The organism is Collinsella sp. CLA-ER-H2 (assembly GCF_040092405.1).
Classification (GTDB): domain Bacteria; phylum Actinomycetota; class Coriobacteriia; order Coriobacteriales; family Coriobacteriaceae; genus Collinsella.
Genome location: NZ_JBBNLO010000001.1, coordinates 29,892 through 47,680 on the forward strand (window position 1 = coordinate 29,892; position 17,789 = coordinate 47,680).

The 17,789-nt window shown below is 58.7% G+C and carries 16 protein-coding genes; 2 read left to right on the forward strand and 14 right to left on the reverse strand.

What is annotated here, in order from left to right; all coding sequences use genetic code 11:
* The first annotated feature begins 28 nt into the window (after positions 1-28).
* Positions 29-673 carry a transcriptional repressor LexA gene (lexA, locus tag AAAX59_RS00180; RefSeq protein WP_271759157.1) on the forward strand — a complete coding sequence of 215 codons (645 nt, stop codon included), beginning with the start codon at positions 29-31 and terminating at the stop codon, positions 671-673.
* Entirely contained in the window at positions 673-1,377 is a 705-nt protein-coding gene (locus AAAX59_RS00185; RefSeq protein ID WP_195233665.1) for a heparan-alpha-glucosaminide N-acetyltransferase, read from the forward strand. Before lexA ends, AAAX59_RS00185 begins: the two co-directional genes overlap by 1 nt.
* On the opposite strand, the gene hflX is transcribed toward AAAX59_RS00185, so the two are convergent.
* The 14 genes from hflX to AAAX59_RS00255 form a co-directional block, all read right to left on the reverse strand.
* On the reverse strand, positions 1,362-2,651 hold the full coding sequence (gene hflX, locus AAAX59_RS00190; protein WP_195233663.1) for a GTPase HflX: 1,290 nt from the start codon (positions 2,649-2,651) through the stop codon (positions 1,362-1,364). The genes AAAX59_RS00185 and hflX overlap by 16 nt on opposite strands.
* Positions 2,651-3,589 (reverse strand): tRNA (adenosine(37)-N6)-dimethylallyltransferase MiaA, encoded by a 939-nt coding sequence (gene miaA, locus AAAX59_RS00195; RefSeq protein WP_349069887.1) that lies wholly within the window; start codon positions 3,587-3,589, stop codon positions 2,651-2,653. Before miaA ends, hflX begins: the two co-directional genes overlap by 1 nt.
* A complete protein-coding gene (gene miaB / locus AAAX59_RS00200; protein ID WP_349069888.1) occupies positions 3,589-4,959 on the reverse strand; it encodes a tRNA (N6-isopentenyl adenosine(37)-C2)-methylthiotransferase MiaB in 1,371 nt (456 codons plus the stop codon). The genes miaA and miaB overlap by 1 nt, the downstream gene beginning before the upstream one ends.
* Positions 4,960-5,008: 49 nt before the next feature.
* The gene (locus AAAX59_RS00205; RefSeq protein ID WP_006235982.1) at positions 5,009-5,326 is read right to left on the reverse strand and encodes a stage V sporulation protein S; all 318 of its coding nucleotides are present in this window, start codon (positions 5,324-5,326) and stop codon (positions 5,009-5,011) included.
* Positions 5,327-5,400: 74 nt separating this feature from the next.
* Entirely contained in the window at positions 5,401-6,486 is a 1,086-nt protein-coding gene (locus AAAX59_RS00210) for an ATP-binding protein (protein ID WP_349069890.1), read from the reverse strand.
* A 1-nt stretch (position 6,487) separates the two neighbouring features.
* Positions 6,488-8,038 carry a ribonuclease Y gene (gene rny / locus AAAX59_RS00215; RefSeq protein ID WP_349069892.1) on the reverse strand — a complete coding sequence of 517 codons (1,551 nt, stop codon included), beginning with the start codon at positions 8,036-8,038 and terminating at the stop codon, positions 6,488-6,490.
* A 257-nt stretch (positions 8,039-8,295) separates the two neighbouring features.
* Positions 8,296-8,988 carry a regulatory protein RecX gene (locus AAAX59_RS00220; protein WP_349069894.1) on the reverse strand — a complete coding sequence of 231 codons (693 nt, stop codon included), beginning with the start codon at positions 8,986-8,988 and terminating at the stop codon, positions 8,296-8,298.
* Between the two features lie 11 nt (positions 8,989-8,999).
* Positions 9,000-10,148, reverse strand: coding sequence for a recombinase RecA (gene recA / locus AAAX59_RS00225; protein ID WP_022094695.1), 1,149 nt, complete (start codon positions 10,146-10,148; stop codon positions 9,000-9,002).
* A 257-nt stretch (positions 10,149-10,405) separates the two neighbouring features.
* A complete protein-coding gene (locus AAAX59_RS00230) occupies positions 10,406-10,936 on the reverse strand; it encodes a CinA family protein (RefSeq protein WP_349069896.1) in 531 nt (176 codons plus the stop codon).
* A gap of 12 nt (positions 10,937-10,948) precedes the next feature.
* Positions 10,949-11,587: a CDP-diacylglycerol--glycerol-3-phosphate 3-phosphatidyltransferase gene (gene pgsA / locus AAAX59_RS00235; RefSeq protein WP_040359858.1), complete on the reverse strand. Its 639-nt coding sequence runs from the start codon at positions 11,585-11,587 to the stop codon at positions 10,949-10,951.
* A 9-nt stretch (positions 11,588-11,596) separates the two neighbouring features.
* Positions 11,597-12,946, reverse strand: coding sequence for a 30S ribosomal protein S12 methylthiotransferase RimO (gene rimO, locus AAAX59_RS00240; protein WP_349069899.1), 1,350 nt, complete (start codon positions 12,944-12,946; stop codon positions 11,597-11,599).
* Between the two features lie 27 nt (positions 12,947-12,973).
* Positions 12,974-13,471 carry a YajQ family cyclic di-GMP-binding protein gene (locus AAAX59_RS00245; protein WP_006235971.1) on the reverse strand — a complete coding sequence of 166 codons (498 nt, stop codon included), beginning with the start codon at positions 13,469-13,471 and terminating at the stop codon, positions 12,974-12,976.
* A gap of 26 nt (positions 13,472-13,497) precedes the next feature.
* On the reverse strand, positions 13,498-15,009 hold the full coding sequence (locus AAAX59_RS00250) for a RodZ domain-containing protein (RefSeq protein WP_349069901.1): 1,512 nt from the start codon (positions 15,007-15,009) through the stop codon (positions 13,498-13,500).
* Positions 15,009-17,789, reverse strand: coding sequence for a DNA translocase FtsK 4TM domain-containing protein (locus tag AAAX59_RS00255; RefSeq protein WP_349069904.1), 2,781 nt, complete (start codon positions 17,787-17,789; stop codon positions 15,009-15,011). The genes AAAX59_RS00250 and AAAX59_RS00255 overlap by 1 nt, the downstream gene beginning before the upstream one ends.

A 17,789-nucleotide genomic window follows, 5' to 3' on the forward strand; every position in this document is an offset into this window, starting at 1 on the left:
GTTTGACATGGGTAGAGAGGATGCCCTGATGGCTCGCAAAATTACCAAGCGTCAGCAGCAAATTTACGACTTCATCAAGGAATATCAGCAGGAGAAAGGTTATCCGCCCAGCGTGCGCGAGATGGCTTCTGCCGTGGGCCTTTCCTCCCCCAGCACCGTGCACGCCCATCTATCTGCCCTGGAGGCGCGCGGGCTACTCAAGCGCGATGCCACCAAACCGCGCGCCCTGGAACTCTTTAACGAGGACGGTTCCTCTGTCTCAATTTCTAAATCTGACGAACCCACCGCACCTCGCGGAACGGTCTCGCTACCGCTCGTTGGTCGCGTCGCGGCTGGGATTCCCATTCTGGCCGAGCAGAATATAGAAGACACTTTTACTATCCCGACCGAAATCGCCACTGATCAGGGTTCCTTTATCCTTGAGGTGCATGGGAGCTCAATGATCAATGTCGGCATCTTCAATGGCGATTACATCATCGTCCGTGAACAAAAGAGTGCCATGAACGGCGAAATTGTCGTGGCCATGATTGATGGTTCAGCGACCGTCAAGACATTCTACAAGGAGCAGGGACGCGTACGCCTGCAGCCAGAGAATGACACCATGGAGCCTATCTATGCAACGAATCCCGCTATCTTGGGCAAAGTCGTCGGCTTGATGCGCCGGTTCTCGTAATGCAAAAACGCATCACCATCTTTGATACCGTCCGCGGGTTTACGATGATTTCAATGGCAGGTTTTCACGCTTGCTACGATCTCGCCTACCTGTACGGTTGGGATATGCCCTGGTTTACCCAGACTGTCTTTCAAGACATCTGGCGCGCCAGCATCAGCTGGGTATTTCTGTTTATCGCGGGTTGGATGTGCACCCTTTCGCGCAACAATATCAAACGTGCCGCCAAATACGCCTTAGCAGCACTCGTCGTCTGGTTGGTAACAACGCTTGTCTCAGTAGACGATTCGGTTAATTTTGGCATCATCTACTGCATGGCCGCATGTACCGGCATCGTGGCGTTGACCGATCCCGTCCTTAAGAGGATATCGGCGAGATGGGGCATGTCCCTATGCCTTGTGTTGTTCGCCCTCACCTGGAGCATCCCCAAAACAATCTACCCTGTCCCCTACCTGGCGTGGCTGGGATTTCCGAGCCCTGGGTTTGTTTCAGGTGATTACTACCCCATCATCCCGTTTATCTTTATGTATCTTGCAGGATACTTCGCCGCACATATAGCGCAGGGAATCGATAAGACCGTCCCTAGCTGGACCTACGCCAACCCCCTACCGGCGCTCGCCAGCCTTGGACGTCACGCACTCCCCTTTTATCTGCTGCATCAGCCCATCATACTGGGCATTTTGGAGCTCGCCTACTCGGTGCGATAACGCTCGAGCCGCGGCGCAATACGAGCCGGCAGCTTCGCCACAATACGAACGCCATCCTCGAGATATTCCTCGTGCAAAAGGGTTCCCTGCTCATGCACCAGCGTGATGAGGGCGCCCTCGCGATACGGGATATCAGCAGAGAGCAACACATCGGTGGCAGCCGCCTCGCGAGCAATGCGATCGACGAGATCGTCGAGCCCCTCGCCCGTTTGGGCCGAGAACAGAACGGCCTCGGGATAGCGACGACGGAAGCTCAGTCGATCAACGCTATCGAGAAGATCGATTTTATTGAATACGGTCAGCGTTAAACGCTCTCCAGCGCCGATCTCATCAAGCACGCGGTCGACAGCCTCCAGCTGTCGCTCATAGTCCTCGTCAGACGCATCTACGACTTTGAGAATTAGATCGGCACCCAACACCTCGGACAGCGTCGATTTAAAGGCATCGACCAAACCATGCGGCAGCTTTTGAATAAAGCCGACGGTATCGGTGATCGTCATGCCGCGACCGCCGGGCAGGTGATACGAACGCGTCGTCGGGTCGAGCGTAGCAAACAGCTTGTCCTGCGAAAGTACCGTAGAGCCGGTCAGGCGATTGAGCAACGTCGATTTACCGGCATTGGTATAACCGGCTAACGCGACGCGAAACGCCGGTGACTCAATGCGACTCTTGGACTGGACATCGCGACGCTGTTCAACCTGCTTAAGCTCACGACGAAGCGCGGCAATCTTATTGCGAATCAAGCGACGGTCAACCTCGAGCTGGCTTTCACCCTGGCCAAAGCGCGAACCGATGCCGCCGCGCGTCTGCTCCTTGGCAAGATGGCTCCACATGCCACGCAGACGAGGCAACAGATATTGAAGCTGTGCCAGCTGTACCTGTAGGCGTCCCTCACGCGTCTGAGCATGCAGGCCAAAGATATCCAAGATCAGTGCCGTACGATCGATAATCTTTACCGGCTCGCCCACGGCTTTCTCCAAATAGGATTGCTGCGAGGGCGTCAGGTCGTCGTCAAAGATAACAACATCGGCATCCATGCGATGCACCAGGCCGCACAGCTCTTCAACCTTACCGGAACCGATAAACGATTTAGGATACGGCTTTACCAAACGCTGAGACAAGCGCGCCACGCACCGGGCACCAGCCGTATGGGCAAGGCGCTCCAGCTCGTCAAGCGATCGATCGAGCGGCCATGCATTGTCGCGCCATTCAACACCAACCAAAATGGCACGCTCGGGCTCGGGTGCCGTGGAAACAAGAGGAAAACGAGCCATTAGACAGCCTCAATACGATGCAGGATGTCCTCAACGACCTCATCGATCGTAAACTCGTCCATATCGAACCACACGATACGGTCATCGCGTTTAAACCACGAAAGCTGACGCTTGGCATAGCGACGCGAACGCATCTTGATGAGTTCGCGAGCCTCATCCATAGAAATCACGCCGTTAAAGGCATCGATAATCTCTTTATAGCCAATCGCCTGCATCGAAGTCAGGGCATCTGCCAGCCCCTGGTCCGTAAGACCGCGAACCTCATCGACAAGGCCCTGCTCAAACATCAGGTCGACGCGCAGGTTAATGCGCTCGTAGAGCATCTCGCGATTACGCGTCAGACCAAACCACAGAGCGTGATAATGCTCGCGCGGAACACTAAACTGCGACTTTTGCTGCGCGTAGGACACTCCATCATCGTGCATTTCGAGAGCGCGAATCACGCGGCGAACATTATGGGGGTGGATGACCGCAGCGGACTCGGGGTCGCGCTCGGCAAGCAGAGCATGCAGTTCTTCCTCGCCAATACGCTCGGCAAGTTCCTGATACCCCGCGCGACGATCGTCCTCAAGCTCGCCCGAGGGAAAATCCATCTCATCCAGGGCGGCCTTGAGATACAAGCCTGTGCCCCCGCAAAACACCGGTAGGCGGCCCTCGCCAAGCAAACGCTCAACATGCGCGCGAGCGTCAGCCTGATAAAGCGCCGCAGAGTACGCCACACCCGGCTCTACAATGTCGACGAGACGCAGCGGCGCCGTACACTCATCGGGCGCCATCTTTGCGGTACCGATGTCCATGCCGCGATAGATTTGCATCGCATCGCACGACAGCACTTCGGACGAAAGACGAGCCGCCAAACGGTCGGCAACACCACTCTTACCAACCGCCGTCGGACCGACGATCGCAACGGCGGAAAGACCTGCCCCGGGAGAAACCATTAGCGCGGCTCGCCCACAACGGAGCCGGACAAATACCAGGTCTTGGCAACGTCAACGTCAACATCAACGATCTTGCCAACAAGCTGATCGATGCTGTAACCCTCGGGGATAGGCGCATGCACGGTCTGATTCTTGGGACTCTTGCCCAGCAGGACCGCGTCGTTCTTTTTACTCGTTCCCTCAATGAGCGCCGGCACCACAGTATGAAGCTCACCCTGGTTGTACTCGTGCGCCGTGGTCTCGATAACCTTAACCAGGCGGTTGAAACGCTCGAGAATAACCTCATGCGGCGTAGGATCGTCAATCTCGGCGGCCGGGGTACCGGCGCGCTTGGAATAGATGAAGGTATAGGCCTGAGCATAGCGGACCGTCTCGGCAAGTGAGAGCGTCTGCTCAAAGTCTTCTTCAGTCTCGCCCGGGAAGCCAACGATAATGTCGGTCGAGAGCGCGATATCGGGCATGCGGTTGCGAATGCGATCGACCAGGCCCAGATAGTCCTCGCGTGTATAACGGCGATTCATCTCTTTGAGGATCCGTGTCGAACCTGACTGGACGGCTAGGTGCAACTGCGGCATAACGGCAGGCGTCTCGGCCATGGCGTCGATGGTCTCGGGGAGCAGATCCTTGGGATGCGAAGACGTAAAGAAGATGCGCTCCACACCCGTATCGCCCACGGCACGCAGCAGATCGGCAAAACGCGGCTTGCCAAACAGATCGCGACCATAAGAGTTAACGTTTTGGCCCAGCAGCGTAATCTCACGCACGCCCTGACGCACCAAACCGGTCACCTCGTCGACAATCTCCTCGAAGGGGCGGCTTTTTTCGCGACCGCGCACGTACGGCACGATGCAATAGGTGCAGAAATTATTGCAGCCAGTCATGATGGGCACCCAGGCGTGATACTGGGTCTCGCGATGCCACGGCATGCACATGGCATCCGTATCCTCATGCTCATTGGTGCGGATATGACGCTTACCATCAAGGAACGCCTCGGCAATGAGCTCGGCCACATGTGCGATGGAATGCGTGCCAAAGATGACATTGACGTTATCGACGTTGGTGAGCAGACCCTCGCCATCACGCTGTGCGATGCAGCCGCCCACGGCAACCACACGCTTGCCCGAAGGCGAAGGCGGCAGGCTTTTGCAGGAATTGCACTGACCGTACAGGCGAGTATCGGCGGCCTCACGCACACAGCATGTCATGAAGACAACGATATCGGCATGCTCGGGATCGAGCGCCATGAGACAACCATACGAATCGAGCAGACCGCTCACGCGCTCGGAATCGTGCTGATTCATCTGGCAACCAAAGGTGCGGATAAAGTAGGTTTTACCGGCAAGAATATCGCGTACGGAACGCTGGTCCATGTGCATAAGTCCTAACGATGGAAGGGAGGCGAATCGAGGCAAGCAGAAGCTATGCCACAGGCTTAACATCATCCATGACGACGTTATCCATAGCAGCTCGATTGATCTGGTGAACGTAGATAGAAAGACGGATGGCCGTGCGCGACTCCCCGTTAATGAGGATGTCGGAGAACACAGGCGCGCAGGAAATATCAAAACCGGTTGGAATCAAAAAACCGCGCGCGATAGCAACGGCCTTAATGGCCTGGTTGACAGCACCGGCACCGACACACTGGATGTTGACGGGTACACCATCCTTGACCATGCCGGCGATGGCGCCGGCAACGGACGCGGGCGATGATTTGCTTGATACCTTCAGGCAATCCATGAAGAAACTCCTGCGTTTAAAAGTACGTTTTAACTGCAATAACTTTATCGTACCGAGTGGACTCGGTAAAGGCACTATTCCTCTTTGGCAAGATCGAAGGTCACGGTGATTCGATCACGCGAAACACGGATCTTTGGGCCGCCGCAAAGATTGAGATAGTACCGGGCGGCAAGGTCATTAAAGTCGCGCTCCACAGCACGCGAAAACTGTGCCATGTCATCCTTGGCAATACGCAGTCCACGACGATCCTTCGCGAGATCGACAGGAGCCGGCGCATGCGAGGATGAGTCACGCTCGCGCAGCAGACGCGCAGTCACACCGCGAACGGGCTTAATCTGCCCTGCCAAAATGCGATGGGCCGTGCGCTCGGACATTTCAAGACCCAAACCCGAACAAATACGAATAAAGTCCTCGGCATCAGAGGCAAGGCCTAAACGATCGACAACCGGAAGCTCGCTCTCATCATCAACAAACAGGAGACGAGACGTATCGAGCCGACTTGACGCCTGAGCATATAGGGTCGCGGCAATCTCAGACGGAGAACCAAGATAGACATCGCAACCACGCAACTCCTCGAGCGCAAACTCACAGGCAGCGCGAATAATATTATGCGGACCGCGAGCACAGGCATAACGTCCGTCCTCATCCTTGACGGCCTGGGGCCAGCTGGACTGATCGGCACGCTCACTGAGGCGGTCGGCCGCAACGCTCACCTTAAAGGCTGAGCCAAGATCGACACCAGACGTGACCACGCGGGCCTCGTCGGTGTTCTGCTTGATCGAAAACAATGCCATGCCACGACCGTGAACGCCCCAACGGTCCATCTTCATGCTCTCGAGCTTTGAGGTAACGCGAGCATCGAAGATTCGCTCTTGCATATCCTGCGGAACACCCGAGCCGTTATCCAGAAAGACAAGCGTGCGGACGCCATCTTCCTTGGTCGTGGCGAGATAGACCTTGTCGGCGCCGGCATCGCGAGCATTACGGAGCATTTCGATGACGATATCCTCGACATGCTGAATGTCGTGCTTTGCCTGGCGCCGCTCGGCCTCCGAAACGCGGAGGCGGACATACCCCTCGCCAAGGTTCTCCTCGACGCGAAGGTTGCCCTCCCCCGACATCGACGCGATAAATGAGATGAGCTCGTTCGCGTCGCTCATATTATTTAGCGATATCGACAGCGCGGCTCTCGCGAATCACGACGACGCGCACCTGACCGGGATACTCCATCTCTTCCTCGATCTGATGGGCGATATCGTGAGCCAGAACCGTGGACTGGGCATCGGAGATCTTGTCCGGCTGAACCATGACGTGGACCTCGCGACCGGCCTGCATGGCATAGGTACGCTCGACGCCGTCATGGGAGTTGGCGATCTCCTCGAGCTTCTCGAGACGCTTGATGTAGTTCTCGGCAGACTCGCGACGGGCACCGGGGCGAGAAGCAGAGACGGCATCAGCGGCCTGTACCAGGACATCGAGCACCGTGTTGGGGTCAACATCGGCGTGGTGAGCCTCGATAGCGTGGACGATAACGGGCTTCTCGCCATAACGGCGGGCAAGCTCGGCGCCGATGACGGCATGCGGGCCCTCGACGTCGTGGTCGATTGCCTTGCCCAGGTCATGAAGCAGGCCGGCGCGCTTGGCGGTCACAACGTCCAGGCCAAGCTCGGAAGCCATCACGCCGCAGAGATCAGAGACCTCGAGGGAGTGCTGAAGCACGTTCTGACCAAACGAGGTACGGTAGCGCAAGGCACCAAGGGTCTTGACGATCTCGGGGTGCAGGTCGTGGATGCCGGTATCGAAGGCAGCCTGCTCGCCAGCCTCGCGCACGCGCTGCTGAACCAGGTCGGCAGCCTTGTGATACATCTCCTCGATGCGGGCAGGGTGAATGCGGCCGTCGGCGATGAGGTTCTCGAGGGCGACACGGGCGGTCTCACGACGGACCGGGTCGAAGCTCGAAAGAACGACGGTCTCGGGCGTGTCGTCGATCACGAGGTTGACGCCGGAAACCTGCTCGAAGGTGCGGATGTTGCGACCCTCGCGACCGATGATACGGCCCTTGAGGTCATCAGAGGGAATGTGCACGGAGGTAACGGTGACCTCGGCAGTGTGGTCGGCAGCGCAGCGCTGAATCGCCAGGGAAAGAATCTCCTGGGCGGTCTTGTGGCACTCGGCGCGAACCTGCTGCTCGGACTCGCGAATGATCGTGGCGGCCTCGTGGGTGACCTCGCCGCGAACCTTATCGAGGAGCTCCTTGTGGGCATCCTCGCGGGTAAGGTCGGCGATACGCTCGAGCTCGGAGGTCTGCTTTGCGCAGAGCTCCTCGAGCTCGCGAGAGCGCTTCTCGACCTGACCGGCCTGGCTGGACAGCTGATGCTCGCGCTTGTCGAGAGCGTCGTTGCGGCGATCAAGGGATTCCTCGCGCTGCATCACGCGATTCTCGAGCGTACGAATCTCGTTCTTACGCTGCTTGTCCTCGGCCTCGGCGGTCTGCTTGTTCTTGATGATCTCCTCTTTAGCCTCGAGCAGAGCCTCTTTTTTGAGGGTCTCGGCCTGACGCTTTGCATCACCGATCAGGGACTCAGCCTGTGCGTGTGCCGACTGGATCTTTTCGTCGGCCTCGTGAAGACTACCCTGCTTGGCGGTGCGCATGTAGGCAATGGCGGCGATGGCACCCAAAACGATGCCAACGAGCGCTGCAATGATAGGCATGCTCACTCCTTTTTATGGATTCGTTACACAACAAAGCGAACCGTCCTTATGAACGGCTCGCGACATTTGAGTAATATGGGCGCAGCTTATGCGGGTCGGATACAGATAAACATATAAACAAACTCATCACAGATGAGCACATATCACAAAGCAAATGACAGTGTTTATCGTACGTTGAACCACAACAACTGTCAAATAAATGGCCCCAGCACGGCGGCTAAAACGCGGTGAACGGCAGGACCACAAAACTCATATGCCTAAACCGCACATTCCTCGCATTCGGCATCGAGGCGTGCCTTAACGGCATCGGCGGCAATGTGATACGAGAAGCCCTTGCCCATCAAAAACCGAACCAGTTTTTCGAATCCGCACGTCTCTGGAACACGCCGCTTGGCAAGCAGGGCTGACGCACGCGCCAAATCGTCTTCGACGGCAAAATATTCCTCGGGATAACCGGGAATGTCATCGAGCACGACATGGCGACGCTTGAGTTCGGTCTCGATTTTGCGCTGACCCCAACCGCGCCGCTTGCGTTCCTCGATAAAGTACGAGCAAAAGCGGTTCTCGTCTAAAAAGTGATACTCGGTGGCGCGCTCGACGGCGAAATCGATCGCGGGCTGGCGGAAGCCGTAGCAAGCCAGCTTGTCACGGACCTCACCCGTCGCATGGTCACGGCGTGATAACATCTCGGTCACCATGGTAAGTGCACATTTACGCTCGATGAGCTGCACAGCCTCACGAAAGTTATCCCAATCACAGGGAAAATCGGGGCGGTTTTTGAGATACAGCCGCGCAACCCGCACGGGAATCCAAATGGACCGTTCAAAACCGCCCTCAAGCTCACAATCGATATGCGCGCAGGGCTTTTTAGACGCATACCCGCTCGAGAACGAGGAGGCCGCCTTCTTATCGGGAAAGACGACCGTAGCCTCGGTCACCGTATACGACATGAGCGTAACCGCTACTCGTCGTCATCATCGAGCATGGCGGAACCATCGATGGCGTAAAGCTCATCAAACTCCTCAGGCGCAGGCTGATCGGTCAGCTCGACCTCGGACGGAGCATCGTCATCAAACTCAAGTCCGCAGGCAAGGCGGACCTTATGCTCAATCTCGTCGGCACAATCGGGGTGTTCGCGCAGGAACGCCTTGGCGGCCTCGCGACCGTTGCCGAGCTTGTCCTCACCATAGGCAAACCAGGAGCCCATCTTCTTGCAGATGCCGCACTCGACAGCCATGTCCAGAATCGAGCCCTCCTTAGAGATGCCCGTACCGTACATGATGTCGAACTCAGCAGAACGGAACGGAGCCGCCACCTTGTTCTTAACGACCTTGGCGCGCACGCGGTTACCGATAACCTCGTCCTTAAGCTTAATGCTGTCGATGCGGCGAATGTCGATACGAACCGAAGAGAAGAACTTAAGGGCGCGGCCGCCCGTCGTAGTCTCGGGGTTGCCGAACATGACGCCGATCTTCTCACGCAGCTGGTTAATGAAGATGCACGTCGTGTTGGACTTGGACAGCGAGCCGGCGAGCTTGCGGAGCGCCTGGCTCATCAGGCGAGCCTGAAGACCGACCGTAGTGTCGCCGATTTCTCCCTCGATCTCGGCACGCGGGGTCAGCGCGGCGACGGAGTCGACGACGATGGCATCGATGGCACCAGAACGCACAAGCATGTCAACGATTTCGAGCGCCTGCTCACCCGTATCGGGCTGGGAAATGAGCACCTCGTCGATATCCACACCGATGCGCGCGGCATACGTGGGATCGAGCGCGTGCTCGGCATCGATAAATGCCACAACGCCACCCATTGCCTGGGCCTCGGCCAAGATCTCGAGCGAAAGCGTCGTCTTACCGGAGGACTCGGGACCGTAGATCTCGACGATTCGGCCGCGCGGCACACCGCCGATACCCAGAGCGGCATCGAGTGCCAGAGCGCCCGTAGGGATGGCCTCGACCTCGAGCTCGGGGCCACCGTCGCCGTACCTCATGATGGAACCCTGGCCGAATTTCTTCTCGATCTCGGCCTTGGTGGTGGCGATCATCTCATCGCGCTCTTTACCCGTCGTGCGAGCATGAACGGTACGTACGGGACCTGAATTCTTGGCCATGAATAGCCCTCCTCTTAACAACCTGCATCGATAATAAACGAACGGCTGTTCGTGGTCAACCGTTCAGATAAATCATATGCAGGCGGTCTTTCCAAAAACCAACCAAACGCCGACCAAACACTGACCAAATGCTTGACCACAAAGGACCAAATATGAACAAGGCAGGCAAAATTACATCTACAACCAGCACAAACGCCAAATGAGCCTAAGGTCCCTATCTCCACAATTAAGGGGCCCGGAGGCCCCTTAAAACACGTCTATTCCATAGAGTTGAGCACAAGGGCAATGCGACCCAATGCCTCCGCGACCGCATGGGCACGAACACACGAACGGTCGCCCTCATAGTGGCAGCGCACAGAGTCCACGACCGGCACTCCCCCATCGGCGGAACGATGCGCCCAGCCAATATAGAAAGTGCCCGCAGGATCGTCCTCAGTACCACCGCCGGGGCCGGCATAACCCGTTGCGCTCACTGCAATATCGCTCTGGTACAGCTCCAGCGAACCCACCGCCATCTCGCGCGCGGTCTGATGCGACACCGCGGTATAGCGGTCGAGCGTCTCCTGCTCAACACCCAACACACGATGCTTGATCTCATCGCAGTAGGTCACCGCACCGCCACGCAGCGCCGCCGAGGCGCCCGGGATATCCGCAATCGTCGAGGCGATCATACCCGCCGTCAGCGACTCAGCCGTCGAAACCGTCACGCCCCGAGCGCTCGCACGCTCGACAATATCGCGCGCCAGCTCCTCGTTATGTGCGGAAATCTGCTCAAAAGAGACCGTCATACCCACCAGGACCTAGACCGAAAAGACGATCTTGCGGCAGTTCCAGAAGTACTGGGCACCCGAGATAACGGTCAGGACAACGGCAACGGCGTACAAGAAGCGCGACACCGAGTAGATGCCGAGCGTCAGTGCCACCGGGCCAAGGTGCAAGCCGGCCATAGCAAAAACGCACAGGTAACCGCAGATGGAGACCATCGTGGTTGCCGTCTTGTACTTGCCGAGCTTATCGGCCGCAACGACCACACCGGCCGCACTCGCGACCATGCGAAGGGCGCTCACCAGCAGCTCACGGAATAGGATAATGAACACGGACCACACGGTCACCGCGCCAAAATCCAAGAACAGCAGCAGGGCCGAGAACACCAGTAGCTTGTCGGCGATGGGGTCCAAGAACTTACCGAAGTCGGTGATCTCGTTGCGCGAGCGCGCCAGATAACCGTCGACCTTATCGGTGCACGACAGGATCACATACAGAATGAAGGCAGCGGCGGCGAGCGGGCCGTCGAAAGTGCTCCAATCCGTACCGGCAACACTCGTGTGAGACAGCGCTGAGACGATCATGAACACCGGGATAAAGACGATGCGAACGCACGTCACGATGTTGGCGGGCGTCCAGACACTCGTCAGTTCCTTATTGCTCTCGTTTGCCACGATGCTCTCCTACTCCACAACATGGCCGATAAGCTCATAGCAGAAGCTATCGGTAAACTCGACAGTCAGAATATCGCCCACGGACGCCTCGCTGGCGTCCAAGTGCACCGCACCATCGGAATCGGGCGCCTGGAACCAGGCATGGCCGATCAGCTCGGCGCCATCCTCGGTCTCTTCGATACCGTCGACGATCACCTGGGCGCGCTCGCCCACATGTGCGGCGGTAGCGGCAAAACCGAGCGACTCGGCCAGATCCATGGCCTCCTGGGCGCGCTCAAGCTTGACCTCCTCATCGACCTGGCCCTCCATCTTGGCGGCCAGGCTACCTTCCTCACGCGAGTAGGCAAAGACGCTCGTGTAGTCAAAGCCGACGGTGTCCATAAAGTCGATAAGGTCGCGGAACTCGTCGTCGGTCTCGGTCGGGAAGCCGACCATGGCCGTGGAACGAATCACGATGCCGGGGATGCGCTCGCGAAGGTCGCGGAACAGATCCTCGAGCTCCTGGCGCGAACCGGAGCGACGCATGGCCTTGAGAATGCGCGCGTCGCAGTGCTGCACGGGGATATCGATATAGGGCAGCACCTCGGGCGTATCGCGAATCGTCTCGATGAGTTCGTCAGTCATGCCCTCGGGCTGCAGATAGAGCACGCGGACCCAGACGTTGTGCGGGCGCACGGCCTCGGCGACGGCACACAGCAGCTGCGCCAGATTGCGCGGCGAGCCATCGGCGACGTCCTCGTCGGCAAAGTCGGTACCCCAGATGCCCGTGTCCTGGCCGATCAGCACGATCTCGCGCACACCGCCGGCAACCAGGTCGCGCACCTCGGAGATGATGCTCTCGGCATTGCGCGAATGATAGCGGCCGCGGATGTAGGGGATCATGCAGAAGCTGCAGAAGCGGTTGCAGCCATCGGAAATCTTGACGTAGGCGACAGCACCCTCGACGGTACGTTTGACCTGCGGGATATAGGCTGCAATCTCGCGCTCGACACCCAGCACGCCATCGATGACCGCCACGATGCCGTCTTCCTCGTCGGCCTTCACAAAGGCAGCGACCTCGGGCAGCTCGTCAGGCAGGTCATCGCCATAGCGCGACGGCACGCAGCCGCACATGACGATGGGGCAAGAACGAACGCCGTCCTGAACCTCGTTGGCGAGCTCGAGCGTGGTCTCGATGCTCTCGGACGTTGCGGAGGCGAGGAACGAGCAAGTATTGACGATGGCGATATCGGCATCCTGCGGGTCGAATGCCTCCTCGTAGCCCGCGGCGGTCAAAAGAGAACGCATGCGGTCGGTGTCAACCTCGTTCTTAGCGCACCCGAGGGTGATGTAGAGCACGGAGCCCAACGGTGTATCCATGTTGGAGAGCAGTCCTTTCGATTGATATTAGCGGTAGTTGGTGAACTGCAGCGGCTGGCCGTAGTCCTGGTCGCGCAGGAACTGGATCACGGTCTGCAACGCGTCCTTCGAAGCAGAGGAAACACGCAGCTTGTCGGCCTCGATGGTCACCTTGACCTTGAGCTTTTGATCCTTGATGTCCTTGTTGATCTTCTTGGCGGTCGCCTGGTCAATACCCTCGACGATATGGCCGAGCACGCGCACGGTGCCGCCCGATGCCGCCTGCGGAGCATCCCACGAGACGGCCTTGAGGTCGATGCCGCGCTTGATGAGCTTGGAGCTCAGCACGTCGACAATCTGTTTGGAGACAAAGTCGGCCGGGGCGTTTATCGTAAAGAGCTTGTCGCCCTTCGAAAGCTCGATCGTGGCGCCGGAATCCTTAAGGTCATAGCGCTGGGAAATCTCGCGCGTGGTCTGCTGGAAGGCGTTGTCGACCTCTTGCATGTTGACCTCGGACACGACGTCGAAGCTGGAATCTTTAGCCATGATGTTTCCTTTCGCGTACGAGCGGCCTAGTAGCTATCGTACGAATTGTCGGTAGAATCGGTGGGTGTCTGACCGTCAGTTGCGGTATCGGCGCCATCCGTGGACTGGGCATCGGTACCGTCGGTGGTATCGGTACCATCGGTGGTGTCGGTACTATCAGAACTTTCACCATTCTCGGAATCAGACGTCTCCTTCTTGGGAACGGTGATCGTCACGCGCGCCACGCCCGAGGTCTTGGTATCGTAACGGACCTTTTCACCGTTCTTGGTAACGGTGACATCGGAAGGCTTGGACGTGGTGATCTCGATCGAGGACTCGGGCGTATACTCCTGCTCAAAGGGGCCAGTCGCCTGGGCGCCATAGACCGACTTGCCGTCGACCTTGACCTCAATCCACGCGGTCTTTCCCTTGGCAACGGAGACCTTGACCTTCGTGACCTCGCTCTCTTCCTTCTTGGCCGTCGTCTTGGTAGCGTCCGAATCAGTCGACTCATCCGTCGCCTCATCGGTGTCTTCGTCCTCGTCGACCGTTTCGGTCTTCTTAGAAGACTTCTTGGTCGAAGTCTTGGTAGCAGTGGGCGTCTCGGGCGTGTTCTCGGGCGCCGAAGAAGCGCAGCCGCGCAGAAGCACCACGATGAGCACAATCAGCAGCAACACCACGGCACCGATGCCGGCGTAGACGATACGCGGATCGAGCCCGTTGTTTTGAGGAGTACGTGATCCGCCGCGTCCACGACTGGAACTGTTGCGGCCGCCTCCCTGAGGCATACGACCACGATTGCTATCGGAACGGCCGCGATAGCCGCCCTGGCCCTGAAGGCTGCGCTGACCCGAGCGGGACGCAAGTTCACCGCGGCCTTGATAGCCACGTTGGCCCGAACGCGGAGCCGAAGAGCGCTGGCCATACGGCTGTGATTGAGAGCGAAGACGCGGCGTCACCTGCGTGGTATCGGCATCCGCATAGCCACCGCGAGAGCGTCCGGTGGAGACACCACGGTGACCGCGATCGGAATAGCCGCCGTCGCCGTAGCCGGCACGAGGGTCACGCGCCACGCCGCGGGCAGCGGGAAGTGCACGGTCCTCGGGCATCGGCGTACTGCGGAACCGGTCACGCTGTGAGCGAATCTCCTCGCCCGAACCCGTCTCAGTAATATAACCGGCCTGCTGAGGACGCTGTCCATAGCGGGTCGAACGACCGCCCTGAACCATCAGGAAGCGCCCGTTATCGACCGAGGAACGCGAATTGACGTAGCCGGCGGCGTCCTGAAAACGACCGCCCTGCTGCGACGTCTCGCGTTCGTATGCCATCAGGTCGTCAAAGTAGGCATTGACGACCTCACGCGGATTGAGGCCCAAAAAGCGAGCATAGCTCGAAATCATGCCCTGCGCATAGCCGCGCGGCGGCATCGAAGCAAAGTTACCGGTCTCGAAAAACTCGATGATCTGCGGCCTGATTTTGATGGTGTTGGCGACCTGCTGAATGGAAAGGCCCATTCGGCGACGCTGCTCGAGCAGCATGTCACCAAAGCGTGCAGCCATCAGAATCCTCCAAACTCACGATCTTCACGTGCCATCTCGGCGTCGACAGATTCCAGCGCGGCAAGCCCCTCCTCGTCCAACAGGACCTCGCGCGGCTTGGAACCGTCGGGCGGGCCGACGACACCCTTTTCTTCCAGCATGTCCATAATACGCCCGGCACGCGCATAGCCAACCTTCAGACGACGTTGCAGGCCAGATGTGGAGCCAAGCTGCGATTCCACCACAATATGGGCGGCTTCCCAAATGAGCGGATCATCGTCTTGCGGCTCGGCGACTCCGGTGCGGACAATGCCGCCGCCACCCGCCATGGACATGGAAGCGGGCGCCACGGCAGACAGAATCTCCTCGTGGTAGTCAGGCTCACTCTGCGACTTGACGAACTCGACAATCTCGTTGATTTCGTCGTCCGAGACAAAGCAGCCCTGGATACGGCGAGGCTTGCCCCAGTCGACCTTGGAGAACAGCATGTCGCCCAAACCGGTGAGCTTTTCGGCACCCATCTGGTCGATGATGACGCGCGAGTCGATGCCCGTGGCGACATTAAAGGCGATGCGGTTGGTGATGTTGGCCTTGATAAGGCCCGTCACTACGTTGGAACTGGGGCGCTGCGTGGCCACGATAAGATGAATGCCGGCGGCACGGCCCAGCTGCGCAATACGCACAATCGAGGCCTCGACATCCTTACCGGCGACCATCATCAGGTCCGAGAGCTCGTCAATGATGATGACCAGGTAGGGCATCTTTTGCGGCGGGTTGTCGTAATGCTCAAACTCGCCGGCGGCCTGCTTTTCGTTGTAGGTCGAGATCTTACGCACGTTGAGACGCTCGAAGACCTTCAGGCGACGCTCCATCTCGGACACGGCCCATTGCAGAGCGCTCGCGGCCTGCTTGGGCTCGGTCACCACGGGCACATAGAGATGCGGCAAACCGTTATAGCCCGCAAGCTCGACGCGCTTGGGGTCGACCATGATCAGGCGAACGTCCTCGGGAAGCGCGCGCATGAGCAGGGTCGTGATGATGGAGTTGATCATCACCGACTTACCAGAACCGGTCGTGCCGGCGATCAGCAGGTGGGGCATCTTGGCAAGGTCGGCGACGACCGGCGTGCCCTCGGCATCTCGACCGATGGCCAGCTCGAGCGGACCGCCCTTCACATAGGGCAACACGTCGCCCAGGTTGACGTTCTGGCGCTTGCGGTTGGGAATCTCGATGCCCACGAGCGAGGTGCCGGGGATCGGGGCAAAGATACGCACCGACTGGGCAGCAAGCGATAGCGCGATATCGTCCTCGAGGCTCGAAATCTTGCTCACGCGCTCGCCCTCGCCAGGTTGCAGCTTAAAGGTCGTCACCGTGGGGCCGGCGATCCAGCCGACCACGCGGGCACTACGACCAAACTCCAGCAAGGTGGACTGAAGCGACTCGGCAGTCTGTTCCAGCTCCTTGTCAGAAGACGCGGAGGAAGCCGACTGCGGGTTGGCATGCAGAATCTCAAGTGGCGGAAGTTTGAGGCCGTCCTCTTCTTCGCCCTCGTTATCTGCGGCGCCGCCGTCCGCTCCCCCATCGCTAGCCGCAGCCGATTCGACAGCACTCAAGGCAGGCGCATCGGCAACCTTGGGATGCTTCAAGAAGTCGGGGATCTGAGGTGCTGCCGAGACAGGATTCACGGCAAACGGCGGCTCGGACTCGTCGATCTTATCGGGGTCGTCTTCCATCGAAAGCTGACCGGTTACCTGGTCGCGCTTTGCATGGCGACGCGGCAGCAAAGTTGTCTTTGCGATCTCAATCGGAGCCTCGTCGTCCTCGTCATCGCCCTCGGTGAGCTCAATCTCGCTCTCGGACCAAGACGGGTCGGGCTCACTCGTATTGAGCTTGGGAACCGTCTTGCCCTTCTTGGCATGACGGCGTGGTAGCAGCGTCGTCTTAGCGCGCTCGGCCTCCACGGCATCGGACACGTCGACAAACGGATCCTCATCCTCGTCGTCATCGTCCAAAACCGGGTCCGCATCGTTGCCCATGACCATGGTCACGGCAGCATCGGAACCCTTTTGACGAAGAATGCTCAGGTGCGGACGGGCAACGCCGGGCACCGACAGAGCTTCGTCGTCACCCCACGGACTCGCGTTGACGTCGGCACGACGGCGCTCGGCAAAATCTGCCGCACGGTCGCGGGCAGAGCGCAAAACGCCGCCCACCGAAAAGCCAATGATGACCAAGCCCACGACGACAAGGCCCAGCAGGACTACCATCGCGATAGGCTTACCCAGGGCATTTTGCAGCGCACTCGCAATAAACGCACCGATGTAGCCACCCGAGGCGGACAGATTTTGCGGCGTGAACATAAGGTCACACGAGTCGCTCGTACCCGGCACCATCAGAGAAAGAATGGAGACAACGGCGATAAAGACCACGGCTCCGCCCGCGACCGAGCGCGCGTTGAGCGGCGAGTCCTCACCTAAAAAGAGCGTGGCGGCAAACAGCAAAATGACGATCGGCAGCACGTAGGCGCCCAGACCAAAGCCCAGGTGGTAGAAACCGGCAACCGCAGCCGTAACGGGTGCGGTCGCCGGCGAAATCACGGCAATGAAGGACGCAATCGCCAAAACGGCGATGACCACGCCGGCGATATCGCGGTTGGCCGAGGGCTCGACCAGGGGCTCAAAATCGTCGAAGTCGGCCTCGTGGCCCTTATTGGCACGCAGATGGGAACCGGCACCCTTAGCAGATGCCGGTTGGTTATTGGCCTTATTGCCTTTGGCGTTTTGTGCAGATCCGCGCGCCAA

What these genes read in the sequence shown, in the direction of transcription:
- lexA (WP_271759157.1), top strand. Translation starts at nt 29, where the DNA reads ATGGCTCGCAAAATTACCAAGCGTCAGCAGCAAATTTACGACTTCATC.
- AAAX59_RS00185 (WP_195233665.1), top strand. Translation starts at nt 673, where the DNA reads ATGCAAAAACGCATCACCATCTTTGATACCGTCCGCGGGTTTACGATG.
- hflX (WP_195233663.1), bottom strand. Translation starts at nt 2,651, where the DNA reads ATGGCTCGTTTTCCTCTTGTTTCCACGGCACCCGAGCCCGAGCGTGCC.
- miaA (WP_349069887.1), bottom strand. Translation starts at nt 3,589, where the DNA reads ATGGTTTCTCCCGGGGCAGGTCTTTCCGCCGTTGCGATCGTCGGTCCG.
- miaB (WP_349069888.1), bottom strand. Translation starts at nt 4,959, where the DNA reads ATGGACCAGCGTTCCGTACGCGATATTCTTGCCGGTAAAACCTACTTT.
- AAAX59_RS00205 (WP_006235982.1), bottom strand. Translation starts at nt 5,326, where the DNA reads ATGGATTGCCTGAAGGTATCAAGCAAATCATCGCCCGCGTCCGTTGCC.
- AAAX59_RS00210 (WP_349069890.1), bottom strand. Translation starts at nt 6,486, where the DNA reads ATGAGCGACGCGAACGAGCTCATCTCATTTATCGCGTCGATGTCGGGG.
- rny (WP_349069892.1), bottom strand. Translation starts at nt 8,038, where the DNA reads ATGCCTATCATTGCAGCGCTCGTTGGCATCGTTTTGGGTGCCATCGCC.
- AAAX59_RS00220 (WP_349069894.1), bottom strand. Translation starts at nt 8,988, where the DNA reads ATGTCGTATACGGTGACCGAGGCTACGGTCGTCTTTCCCGATAAGAAG.
- recA (WP_022094695.1), bottom strand. Translation starts at nt 10,148, where the DNA reads ATGGCCAAGAATTCAGGTCCCGTACGTACCGTTCATGCTCGCACGACG.
- AAAX59_RS00230 (WP_349069896.1), bottom strand. Translation starts at nt 10,936, where the DNA reads ATGACGGTCTCTTTTGAGCAGATTTCCGCACATAACGAGGAGCTGGCG.
- rimO (WP_349069899.1), bottom strand. Translation starts at nt 12,946, where the DNA reads ATGGATACACCGTTGGGCTCCGTGCTCTACATCACCCTCGGGTGCGCT.
- AAAX59_RS00245 (WP_006235971.1), bottom strand. Translation starts at nt 13,471, where the DNA reads ATGGCTAAAGATTCCAGCTTCGACGTCGTGTCCGAGGTCAACATGCAA.
- AAAX59_RS00250 (WP_349069901.1), bottom strand. Translation starts at nt 15,009, where the DNA reads ATGGCTGCACGCTTTGGTGACATGCTGCTCGAGCAGCGTCGCCGAATG.